Below are 12,402 nucleotides of genomic sequence, written 5' to 3' on the forward strand. Positions count from 1 at the left end.
TTTATTTATCATCTACACTGTAGTTCGGTGCTTCTTTTGTAATGTGGATATCATGAGGATGAGACTCTTTCAGAGATGCAGCGGAGATCTTAACAAATCTGCCGGTTGTCTTCAGTATCTCAATATTCTCGGCGCCACAGTATCCCATACCTGAACGAAGACCGCCCATTAACTGGAATACAGTATCCTCCAAATGGCCCTTGTATGCTACACGGCCCTCAACACCTTCAGGAACAAGCTTCTTGGCATTCTCCTGGAAATAACGATCCTTGCTGCCGTTCTCCATAGCTGCAATAGATCCCATACCACGATATACCTTGTACTTTCTTCCCTGATATAATTCAAATGTTCCCGGACTCTCATCGCATCCTGCGAACATGCTTCCCATCATACACACATTAGCACCTGCTGCGATCGCCTTAGTAATATCACCGGAATACTTAATACCACCATCTGCAATGATAGGGATATCATAACGGCTTGCCACTTCGTAACAGTCCATAACTGCTGTGATCTGCGGAACACCAATACCGGCAACCACACGGGTAGTACAAATAGATCCAGGTCCGATACCAACTTTAACAGCATCCACTCCTGCATCGATCAGAGCCTTTGTAGCTGCTCCTGTAGCTACATTCCCTGCGATCACCTGAAGCTCCGGATATGCTGCCTTGATCTCCCGAACAGCACGGAGGATATTCTCAGAATGGCCGTGGGCTGAATCGATCACGATCACATCTACGTTAGCTGCAACCAGTGCCTCTACACGTGCAAGTACATTAGCTGTAATACCTACAGCTGCACCACAGAGCAGACGTCCCTGGGAATCCTTCGCTGCCAGCGGATATTTGATCTGCTTCTCAATATCCTTAATAGTGATCAGTCCCTTTAAGTTGAAGTCATCATCAACGATGGGAAGCTTCTCTTTACGGGACTTGGCAAGAATCTTCTTTGCATCTTCAAGAGTGATCCCTTCTTTTGCAGTGATCAGTCCTTCAGAAGTCATGCATTCTTTAATCTTCTTGGAAAAGTCTGTCTCAAACTTAAGGTCACGGTTGGTAATGATACCTACCAGCTTTCTGCCTTCTGTGATCGGAACACCTGAAATACGGAATTTTGCCATCAGGTCGTTGGCATCCTTCAATGTGTGCTCTGGGGACAAATAGAATGGGTCTGTGATAACGCCGTTCTCGGAACGCTTAACTTTATCTACCTCATCAGCCTGCGCCTCGATAGACATATTCTTGTGAATAATACCAATACCACCCTGTCTGGCCATGGCAATCGCCATTCTGTGCTCTGTAACGGTATCCATACCTGCACTCATCAGCGGTATGTTTAATTTTACTTTCTTGGTCAGATACGTGGTTACATCAACCTGATTCGGAATTACCTTTGAATACGCCGGAACTAAAAGAACATCGTCAAATGTAATGCCCTCTCCAATGATAGTACCCATTGCATTTCCTCCCTTGTTAAATGTTTTGTGTTTTATTTTTTATGTATTGTTCCATAGTTTAGCAAAAAAAATAATCAGTGTCAATACCGGGTTAGCCTTAAAAGTTCTTAGCATGACACACTGGGTCAGGCCGGAAAAACCTTGCCATGACACACTGGGTCAGGCCAAAAAGACCTTGTCACAACCTGTTTACTCAGTCCAGAAAGACCTTGCTTGGCGCACTGCTCCGAATCGCCTGGATCATCTTCTCATCCGGCTCCAGGATCACTTTGCAGGACTCTCCATTATCTCTGATGATCATGGCAAAACGCTTGTGCTCTGCATTTCCAGAAGAAAAATCGTACACCTTCATCTTCTGGTTATTGTTGTAATAATCCATCCTGTGGGAGGTAAGGGGAGCTACCAGATCTGCATTCTTAATATCCAGATTTTTAACTCTTTTTCTCTTGGATTTGGCCATGATCTTGTCAATGTCCAGTTCACCGTTCACATAAAGATACTCGTACTCCAGGTCTGTCCTTGGAAACAGTATAAAATACCCTGCCAGACCAAGAACCAGTGCCAGAAGCAGAGCAATTGGTGTGATAAACAAACCTGCCACAACAAAAAGTGCAGTAAATCCTATCACTGCGATCCGGACTGCAGAATCCGCTGCTGTTCGCTCTTTCTTTACCAGATGCTCCTGATATAAGTCACTCATAACATCTTCTCCTATTTCTTTTTTTGTTTTTAATTTTTGTAATTGTCAGAAAGCTCAATTCAAGTGAGCAGCTTCCAGTACATCTTCTACTATTCCTGACATTTTTTTCAGTATATCACAAAACAGGGCCAGCGTCTATGACGCCGACCCCAATTTATACTTTCTTTATGATGTGCCTCTTTATAATGTGGCTGGGATTACATCATACCCATTCCCTGTCCGCCAGCCGGTACTGCCGGTGCATCTTCTTTAATGTTTGCAACAACAGACTCTGTTGTAAGCAGTGTAGATGCAACGCTTGTAGCGTTCTGAAGGGCACTTCTGGTAACTTTTGCAGGATCAAGGATACCTGCACTAACCATATCCACATATTTTTCATTCAGAGCATCAAAACCAATTCCTGGCTCAGACTCTTTTACTTTATTGATGATCACGGATCCCTCAAGTCCTGCATTTGCAGAAATACGGAACAGAGGAGCCTCCAGTGCTTTCAGGATGATGTTGGCACCGGTCTTCTCATCTCCCTCAAGAGATGCAGCCAGCTCACCAACCTCTTTGGTAGCATGGATGTAAGCAGAACCGCCACCTGCGATAATGCCTTCCTCAACAGCTGCTCTTGTAGCTGCCAGAGCGTCTTCCATACGAAGTTTTGCTTCTTTCATCTCTGTCTCAGTTGCAGCACCAACACGGATCACAGCTACACCGCCAGACAGTTTTGCAAGTCTTTCCTGAAGCTTCTCTCTGTCGAAATCAGATTTTGTCTCCTCAATCTGAGCACGGATCTGTGCAACACGGTTTGCAATATCTTCTTTCTTTCCAAGACCGTCAACGATAACGGTATTCTCTTTTGCAACTTTAACGGATTTTGCACGGCCTAACTGAGCCATTGTAGCATCCTTCAGTTCCAGACCAACCTCATCAGAGATCACTGTACCGCCTGTAAGGATTGCAATATCCTGAAGCATTTCTTTTCTTCTGTCACCATAGCCAGGAGCTTTAACAGCCACTACCTGGAAGGTTCCTCTTAATTTGTTTACGATCAGAGTAGTAAGAGCCTCACCCTCAACATCCTCTGCAATGATCAGAAGCTTTGCTCCAGCCTGAACGATCTGCTCCAGAAGCGGAAGAACTTCCTGGATATTGCTGATCTTCTTATCTGTGATCAGGATATATGGATCTTCCAGTGTTGCTTCCATTTTCTCCATATCTGTGGACATATATGCTGAAATGTATCCACGGTCAAACTGCATACCTTCTACCAGGTCAAGCTCTGTATGCATAGTCTTGGATTCTTCCACAGTGATAACACCATCATTGGAAACCTTCTCCATAGCATCAGCTACCAGCTTACCAACCTCTTCATCACTTGCAGAAATTGCTGCTACATTTGCGATCTGGGATTTGCCACTTACTTTCTGGCTCATCTTCTTGATTGCTTCTACAGCAACATCTGTAGCTTTCTTCATACCTTTTCTCATAATGATCGGGTTTGCACCTGCTGCCAGGTTTCTCATTCCCTCATGTACCATTGCCTGAGCAAGTACTGTAGCAGTTGTAGTACCATCACCTGCAACATCGTTGGTTTTGGATGCTACTTCTTTAATCAGCTGTGCACCCATATTTTCAAATGCATCCTCAAGCTCGATCTCTTTCGCAATGGTAACACCATCGTTAGTGATCAGCGGAGCACCGAACTGTTTATCAAGAACTACGTTTCTTCCTTTCGGTCCAAGTGTTACTCTTACTGCATCAGCTAATTTATTCACACCAGCTTCAAGTGCTGCTCTGGCTTCTGCGCCATATTTAATCTCTTTTGCCATGATCATCAATCCTCCTGTTTTTATTTAATAACAGCTAAAATATCGCCCTGTTTTACAACAATATATTCTTCGTTTTCAAGCTTCACTTCTGTTCCTGCATATTTGGAGTAGATAACCTTATCTCCTACAGCAACTTCCATTTTTACTTCTTTGCCATCAACAACGCCGCCAGGACCTACAGCAATAACCTCTGCCTGCTGTGGTTTTTCCTGTGCCTGACCAGGAAGAACAATACCGGACTTTGTAGTTTCTTCTGCTTCTAACTGTTTTAATACAACCCTGTCACCTAATGGTACTAACTTCATGATTTATGTCCTCCTTTATTATTGCAATGCTCTTCATTTCTAATTTACTAGCACTCAATTAATATGAGTGCTAATCACTGTCCCTATATTATTGAATTTATCGCTTTTCTGCAACTCTTTTCACGCTTATAGATTACAGTGTATTCTTTTAAAATCTTATTTATTCTTTATTTTTCTCTTGTTTTCTAATTTTTTTATTTTTATAAAAAAATGATGTAAACATAGCAGCAAGAGAAACAGCCAGCAAGCCAAGCCAGAATCCTACAGATACAGTATACACAAAGCCCATCATTGCGATGCATTTTTAGCAATAAGGACCTACGGAATAATTTCCTGATTACGGAACAAAGCGAACAAGTCCGCTTCAAACTCCCTGTATCCCTCAATCTTTGAGGGACTTGTTACGCTTTGCGCGCCAGATGCAGTCTGCTTTAGCAGACATATTCCTCATGCATCTGGTCGCATCCTCGCGGAGCGTTTTTATGTAATAGGAACATTACGGAGTAATTTCCTATTACATAAAAAAGACTGCTGCAATCTCTGCAACAGCCTTCTGATCATCTGATATCCCAGCCCTGTTCAGGCTTTCTTGTTATTCTTCTGGGCTTTGATCTCCTCCAGTTCATCGAAGATCACTTCATTCAAAACCTTAATATAAGTTCCTTTCATACCTGAAGAACGTGATTCGATCACACCTGCACTTTCAAATTTGCGAAGTGCATTCACAATAACGGAACGGGTGATCCCTACTCTGTCAGCAATCTTGCTGGCAACCAGTATCCCCTCATCCCCATTCAATTCATCAAAGATATGGATGATGGCTTCCAATTCCGAAAATGATAAAGTATTAAAAGCAGACTTCACAACCTGCTTCTTACGGTCTTCCTCCGCATTCTCTTCATGCACCGCCCGCATCATCTCCAGCCCTACAACAGTAGTGCCGTATTCGCTGACAATAATATCTTCTATATCATATGGCCGGTCCTTACGGTACATAAATACCGTGCCAAGTCTCTCACCTGCAATGTCAATGGGATTGATAATCCCCTGGTAGCTTGCAGATACATGCTCAAACCCAAGCGTCTGGAGATTTACATTTTCTTTGGTAGACAGAACGCCCAGAAACCTTTCATTCAACATTCCATCCACATAGCCGCCAACTTTATCTTCAATCAGTTCTGTGATTTCCTCAACTCCAGGACATAAGCTTATACCTAATACCTTACCCTTCTTACTAAGTACAAGAATGTTGGAGCTTAGAGTCTCCATCAGAACCTGGCAGATATCATTAAATACCACCTTGCTGGAGCTGCTGTTGTGAAGAAGCTTGTTAATCTTCCTTGTTCTATCCAGTAACTGAACGCTCATATTGTCCTCCTTTCACTTCTTTTATGAAGCAATCCTGTAATCTGATATAATCATACTACACGTTTTGCAGGATATTTACAAGACATTTTTTACTATTTTTTTATTTTACCCGATTTTTCAGGAAATATATCTTATTAATAAATATTGACTGAAAAAAGCATTATTTATCCTCATCATCGGTTGTTTTCTGTTCCACATATCCACAGGTTTCCTGGCTGCATACCAGTTTATTGCCTTTTTCCACCATATAATTACCGCATTTTGGGCATTTCTTCTTAGACGGCTTCTGCCAGGACATAAAATCACATTCCGGATTGTTCTCACAGCCGTAATATTTTCTGCCCTTTTTGGTCTTTTTCAGCACAACCTCACCGCCGCACTTAGGACACAGTACACCAATCTTTTCATAATATGGCTTAGTGTTTCTGCACTCCGGGAATCCAGGGCATGCAAGAAATCTGCCATGGGGACCATATTTGATCACCATATGACGTCCGCAGTTATCGCAGATCACATCTGTAACTTCGTCCTGGATATCTACTTTTTCCAGTTCCTTCTGTGCAGCATCCACATCTGCTTTCAGATCCGGATAGAAATTACGGACAACTGTCTTCCACTGTACTGTCCCTGCTTCCACGCAGTCCAGAAGACCTTCCATGGTAGCTGTAAAATTCACATCTACAATACTTGGAAATGCCTGTTTCATAATATTATTTACAACTTCACCCAGTTCGGTTACATAAAGGTTCTTCTGCTCTTTGGACACATACCTTCTGCTGATAATCGTGGTAATGGTAGGCGCATAAGTACTTGGGCGTCCGATTCCCAGTTCTTCCATGGTTTTTACAAGGGAAGCCTCTGTATAATGAGCCGGCGGCTGTGTAAAATGCTGCTGTGGCTTTAATTCCTTTAAGGAAAGCTTCATGCCCTTTTCCAGACTCTGGCTTAATACATTGCCCTTCTTCTCATCATCTTCCTGGGTGTATACACACATAAAACCGTCAAAGGCCACCTTGGAAGCTGCAACTGTGAAGGTATATTCCCCTGCCCGGATCTTCACAGATGTGGTCTCATACTTGGCTGCTGCCATCCGGCTGGCTGCAAAGCGTTTCCAGATCAGCTGATAAAGCCTGAACTGATCTCTTGAAAGGGAGTCCTTGATCATCTGAGGAGTCCTGCTGATATCTGTAGGTCGGATCGCTTCATGGGCATCCTGGATCTTCTGTCCCTTTTTCACTGTTTTTTCGAAATGGGAAACATACTGCTCACCATAATTGTCTCCAATATAAGCTCTTGCAGCACTGTCAGCTTCCTCAGAGATCCTGGTAGAATCTGTACGCAGATAGGTGATCACACCTACTGTGCCGCTGCCCTTGATATCCACGCCTTCATACAGCTGCTGTGCCAGACGCATGGTCTTCTGCGTAGAAAAATTCAATGTTTTGGCAGCCTCCTGCTGAAGAGTACTGGTAGTAAAAGGAAGTGGCGCATTCTTGGTGCGTTCTCCTTTCTTTACCTCGGAAATCTCATACTCCTGCCCCTCCAGAGCCTTCAGTACCTGGTCCATCTCCTGCTTATTATGGATCTCCATCCGCTTGTCTGTGCCATAGAATCTGGCTTCCAGTGGCTTTTTCTCTCCATTTACAATGAAGTTTCCATCCAGGCTCCAGTATTCTTCCGGAATAAAAGAATTGATCTCATCCTCTCTGTCGCAGATGATACGTAAAGCTACAGACTGTACCCTTCCTGCACTTAAGCCTCTCTTCACCTTTACCCATAAAAGAGGACTGATGGTATAACCCACCATACGATCCAGCATACGCCTTGCCTGCTGTGCGTCCACCAGGTTCAGATTTAGTTCTCTTGGATGCTTCAGCGAATCCTTTACTGCAGTCTTTGTGATCTCATTAAAGGTGATCCTGTGCATTTTCTTTGGATCCTCTTTCAGAGCCTGTGATAAATGCCAGGAAATAGCCTCTCCCTCACGGTCAGGGTCCGTTGCAAGATAGATCTTATCTGCTTTCTTCGCTGCCTTACGAAGTTTGGCAAGCAATTCTCCCTTTCCACGGATGGTTATATATTTCGGTTCAAAATCATTATCCACATCAATGCCAAACTGACTCTTTGGGAAATCCCGTACATGTCCGTTTGATGCCTCTACTTCATAATTTGCCCCCAAAAACTTCTTAATTGTCTTTACCTTTGCAGGTGACTCAACTATCACCAGATACTTTGCCATGATAACTCTCCTAAGCTAAATCATAATGTAGTCACATGTTACTTACATCTAACATAATGCTGTCTGCCCACCTCACTGGCAAGCCCCAATACCTGAAGCTGCATCAGCAGCCCGCTTGTTTTTCCTGCTGAAAATCCTGTTTTTTGAATAAAATAATCCAGGTTTTCAGGTCGTAAATCGAGACAACTATACACCAATTCCAAATCTCTTGCAAGTCCTAAGTTCTTTTTTTCTCCTGCTGTCTCCTTCTTTTCAGGAAAAATCCCCCATTCCCCAAGCAGGATTTCCGGACACCAGGCAATGCCTGCCCCATCAAAAATCAGCTGATTACAGCCCTGTGAAAGAGTCTGATCCACCTGTCCCGGAAGGGCATACACTGCCTTTCCCTGATCAAGAGCAAAGCCTGCAGTGATCAAAGATCCGCTTCGTTCTCTGGCTTCCACGATCAGCACCACATCTGCCAAAGCACTAATGATCCTGTTTCGTGCAGGAAAATGTCCTGCCTTTGGCGGCATCCCGGGAGGAAATTCACTGATGATCCCTCCTCCGGTTTCCAGGATCTGATTGTAAAGCTTCCGGTTGGCTGCAGGATAACACACATCCACGCCGCTGCCCAGCACTGCATAAGTTGGCCTTTTTGCCTCCAATGCGCCCAAATGTCCCTGAGTATCGATTCCCAATGCCATACCGCTTATCACCTGGATCCCGTATTCTGCCAGTACCTTTGCATAACAATGAGCCTGCCTTTTTCCATAGGCGCTGCACATTCTGGCCCCTACCACAGCTGCTGTGGGTGCATTGTCTTCCGGCAGATTTCCTATTACATAAAGTTCTTTTGGCATACCTGACAGCTTCTTAAGACGCTTGGGATATTCCTTACTGTTTATGGTGATCTTTCTTATTTCTGTTTGTTTTCCTTCCATATAAAATACCTCACTGTTTCTTCATTTATACCCAGTATTTTTTGTCAAATGCACGATAGGATAAAGCCTGCGAAATGTGGGAAACATGTATCTTATCCTCCTGCTCCATATCCGCAATGGTTCTGGCCACTTTCAGTATTCTGTGATACGCTCTGCCACTAAGTTCCATTTTTCGGAATGCCTGTTCAAGAAGCCTGTTTCCTTCTTCTGTAACCCCGCAGTATTTCTGGATCTGTCTGCCGGAAAGCTCTCCGTTAAAGCATATGTTTTCCTTTTGATATCTTTCCAGCTGGATCTGCCTGGTTCGCTCTACTCTTTCCCGGATCGTATCAGAGGATTCTCCTTCCGGCGCGCCATTCATCTGCTGAAAAGATACAGGCGATACCTCCGTACAAAGATCGATCCGGTCAAGCAAAGGATTGCTGATCTTCCCCAGATAGTGACTCACTTCTCCAGGAGTGCAGCGGCACCTGTTCATATCCGGAAAAAAGCCACATGGACAAGGGTTCATGGCTGCTGCCAGCATAAAGCCTGCCGGAAATGTAAAGGTCCCGCTGGCTCTTGAAAGCTGGATCACTTTATCTTCCATGGGCTGCCGCAGGATTTCCAGGCTTCTCCTTGAAAATTCCGGCATTTCATCAAGAAAAAGCACACCTCTGTGTGCCAGGGTCACCTCTCCCGGACCAGGAATCCTGCCTCCTCCTGCCATTGCCTGGGCAGAACTGGTATGGTGAGGACTTCGATAAGGTCTTTGACAGATCAACGGACTGTCAGCAGACAACAATCCAGCAATACTGTAGATCCTGGTCAGCTCCAGGCTTTCTTCAAAAGTAAGCTGTGGCATAATGGTGGGAAGCCGCTTTGCCAACATAGTTTTGCCGGCTCCAGGAGGGCCGATAAACAGAATATTGTGAAATCCGCTCACTGCGATCTCACAGGCTCTTTTGGCTCCTTCCTGACCATGGATATCCAGAAAATCCACCCTGGTCTTGCACTCATTTTCTGTTTCTTTAGGGCTTGGTCTGTCAGGATTTTCTTTATGAAAATCTTCCGGATTTTTCAGATATCGAATCAATTCTTTCAGATCCTTTACGCCGATCACTGGCATATCTTTTACAAGCCTGGCCTCCTGAAGATTACCATAGGGAACCATACAATATCTGCACTTTAATTCCCTTGCTTTGATCACTCTGGCAAGAATACCCGGCACAGGATAAATCTCTCCGTTCAGGCTGATCTCCCCGGCAAGCATCACGCCTTCAAGCAGGCTTGGATGAAGGATCCCTGCCGCAGATAAAACAGCTGCAGCTACAGGTATATCAAATCCTGCCCCTTCTTTTTTGATATCTGCCGGTACAAAGTTCACGGTTACTCTTTTAGGTGGCAGACTGATCCCATTATTGCGGAGAGCAGTACGGACCCGGTCCTGAGCCTCTTTTACCTGAGCTGACGGATACCCTACCATTGTGAAGGATGGAAGACCGTCACTTACATCTGCTTCCACCTGAATGGGACACACTTCCATTCCTAAAATACTGGCTGACAATACACTTGCAAACATGATTTCCTTTCTGCAAAAAGCGCTGCCCCGACCTGTGTTTTTGCCTTTTTAAAATAAAATTCTCATGGATTTTTGTAGATGATTTTCAGAATACTGCACATGAATTCCAGACTGTTTTTGAATAGATAGATAGATTTTAGTATAGCCCATTATGCTCCTATTTGCAATAGTTTAATTGGTTCTGTTTTATACTGCGAATAGACGTTTTCATAGAAATACAAAAGAAAAAAATCGGAAAGAAGAAATACTGTATGAGATTTCAGCGCATTCAGGATCTGCGTACGGATGCTGACCTTTCTCAGAAACAAATCAGCGAAATACTGCATATCAGCCAGCGATCCTATTCCCATTATGAAACAGGATCCAGGAATATACCAATTGAAATGCTCATCCGACTTGCAAACTATTATAATACAAGCATTGATTATCTGGTTGGCCGTACCGATAACAAAAAGCTGTATCACTAAAAAACATGCATTGTATGCTTCCCGGAAGCTGATCCAGCTCCTAGGCACACACAATGCATGTTTTGTTTTAGTTTTATGGAACAATTATTCTACACCATTCCAGCAATAAGTGCAAAGCTTACATGGCTCAATATCAATGGATGCTTCCAGATCATCCAGACGATGGTACTTCAGGGAAGTGAAATTCAGTTCTTTACGAATCTCTTCCAGCATTTCCTTATAGTTCTGTGAATCCGGATTTGCATAATCTGCAAGCACTTTCGGATCCACATGATCCCCTTCTCTTTTTGCCACGATCCGCCTTGTGATCAGATCCATTTCTGATTTGGATCTGGAGAAATTCAGATACTTGCAGCCATAGAGCAATGGCGGACATGCAGGACGGATATGCACCTCTCTTGCCCCATTATTATAAAGAAATTCTGTAGTTTCACGAAGCTGTGTACCACGAACGATGGAATCATCAATCATCAGCAGGCTTTTCCCTTTGATCAGCTTATGTACAGGGATCAGTTTCATCCTGGCGATCAGATTACGCTGGCTTTGCTGAGTAGGCATAAAAGAACGGGGCCAGGTTGGTGTGTATTTAATAAATGGTCGTGCAAAAGGCACTCCGGAACGATTGGCATATCCAATGGCATGGGCAATACCTGAATCCGGCACACCTGCTACAATATCCGGTGAAATCTCCCCTGCATCTCTGCCTGCCAGAATGTCTCCGCATTTGTACCGCATTTCTTCTACATTGACTCCTTCATAGGTAGAAGTTGGATACCCATAATATACCCAGAGGAAAGAGCAGATGCGCATTTTATCCCCTGGCTTTTGCAGCACTTCCACCCCTTCAGGTGTAAGGAAATCTACCTCGCCCGGGCCTAATTCCTTATAATCTTCATAACCCAGATTAATGTACGCATGGCTTTCAAAAGAAGCACAGCAGGCTCCTTCTTTCCTGCCGATCACTAAAGGTGTCCTTCCCAGACGGTCACGGGCTGCATACAGTCCTTCCGGTGTCAGGATCAGCATAGTCATAGATCCCTGGATCACTTCCTGTGCATAGCGGATCCCGTCCAGGATACTGCCCTTCTGATTAATCAAAGCTGCCACCATTTCCGTAGGATTTACGCTGCCTCCGCTCATCTCAAGGAAATGTGAGCATCCGTTTTTGAAACAGTTCTGTACCAGTTCCTCCAGATTGTTGATCTTACCAACTGTGGTGATGGCAAAATTCCCCAGGTGGGAACGTACAAGCAAAGGCTGAGGCTCATTATCAGAAATACAGCCGATTCCTACATTTCCGTGCAGTTCCTCCACATCCCGATCAAACTTTGTCCTGAATGGTGAATTCTCGATATTATGGATTGCCCTGTTAAAGCCTTCTTCCCTATCATAAACAGCCATTCCACCTCTGCGCGTTCCCAGATGTGAATGATAATCGATTCCGAAAAACAAATCCATTACACAACTGTTTTTTGAAACTACTCCAAAAATTCCACCCATTTTTTCGATTCTCCTCTGTTTTTATTTGCCCTGATGGACTTTTATATAGAAATCAATGCC

At 44.1% G+C, this 12,402-nt stretch carries 10 protein-coding genes; 1 reads left to right on the forward strand and 9 read right to left on the reverse strand.

What is annotated here, in order from left to right:
- Position 1 precedes the first annotated feature (1 nt).
- The 8 genes from guaB to G5B11_RS03605 form a co-directional block, all read right to left on the reverse strand.
- On the reverse strand, positions 2 to 1,459 hold the full coding sequence (gene guaB / locus G5B11_RS03570) for an IMP dehydrogenase (RefSeq protein WP_158421321.1): 1,458 nt from the start codon (positions 1,457 to 1,459) through the stop codon (positions 2 to 4).
- 193 nt (positions 1,460 to 1,652) lie between these two features.
- Positions 1,653 to 2,159: a DUF6106 family protein gene (locus tag G5B11_RS03575; RefSeq protein WP_173726914.1), complete on the reverse strand. Its 507-nt coding sequence runs from the start codon at positions 2,157 to 2,159 to the stop codon at positions 1,653 to 1,655.
- A gap of 197 nt (positions 2,160 to 2,356) precedes the next feature.
- Complete coding sequence (gene groL / locus G5B11_RS03580) at positions 2,357 to 3,979, reverse strand: chaperonin GroEL (protein ID WP_158421319.1); 1,623 nt, start codon at positions 3,977 to 3,979, stop codon at positions 2,357 to 2,359.
- Positions 3,980 to 3,999: 20 nt separating this feature from the next.
- Positions 4,000 to 4,284 (reverse strand): co-chaperone GroES, encoded by a 285-nt coding sequence (locus tag G5B11_RS03585; RefSeq protein ID WP_158421318.1) that lies wholly within the window; start codon positions 4,282 to 4,284, stop codon positions 4,000 to 4,002.
- 579 nt (positions 4,285 to 4,863) lie between these two features.
- Positions 4,864 to 5,652, reverse strand: a complete 789-nt coding sequence (gene codY / locus G5B11_RS03590; protein WP_158421317.1) for a GTP-sensing pleiotropic transcriptional regulator CodY — start codon at positions 5,650 to 5,652, stop codon at positions 4,864 to 4,866.
- Between the two features lie 160 nt (positions 5,653 to 5,812).
- Positions 5,813 to 7,891: a type I DNA topoisomerase gene (gene topA, locus G5B11_RS03595; RefSeq protein WP_173726915.1), complete on the reverse strand. Its 2,079-nt coding sequence runs from the start codon at positions 7,889 to 7,891 to the stop codon at positions 5,813 to 5,815.
- A 38-nt stretch (positions 7,892 to 7,929) separates the two neighbouring features.
- Positions 7,930 to 8,814, reverse strand: coding sequence for a DNA-processing protein DprA (gene dprA, locus G5B11_RS03600; RefSeq protein WP_173726916.1), 885 nt, complete (start codon positions 8,812 to 8,814; stop codon positions 7,930 to 7,932).
- Between the two features lie 25 nt (positions 8,815 to 8,839).
- A complete protein-coding gene (locus tag G5B11_RS03605) occupies positions 8,840 to 10,375 on the reverse strand; it encodes a YifB family Mg chelatase-like AAA ATPase (RefSeq protein WP_173726917.1) in 1,536 nt (511 codons plus the stop codon).
- A 251-nt stretch (positions 10,376 to 10,626) separates the two neighbouring features.
- Here G5B11_RS03605 and G5B11_RS03610 point away from each other — a divergent pair, with 251 nt between their 5' ends.
- Complete coding sequence (locus G5B11_RS03610; protein ID WP_158421313.1) at positions 10,627 to 10,842, forward strand: helix-turn-helix domain-containing protein; 216 nt, start codon at positions 10,627 to 10,629, stop codon at positions 10,840 to 10,842.
- 84 nt (positions 10,843 to 10,926) lie between these two features.
- Here the strand turns inward: G5B11_RS03610 and G5B11_RS03615 are convergent, their stop codons facing one another.
- The gene (locus tag G5B11_RS03615) at positions 10,927 to 12,342 is read right to left on the reverse strand and encodes an amidophosphoribosyltransferase (RefSeq protein ID WP_158421312.1); all 1,416 of its coding nucleotides are present in this window, start codon (positions 12,340 to 12,342) and stop codon (positions 10,927 to 10,929) included.
- Positions 12,343 to 12,402 lie beyond the last annotated feature (60 nt).

The organism is Blautia glucerasea, assembly GCF_013304385.1.
GTDB lineage: Bacteria > Bacillota > Clostridia > Lachnospirales > Lachnospiraceae > Blautia_A > Blautia_A ammoniilytica.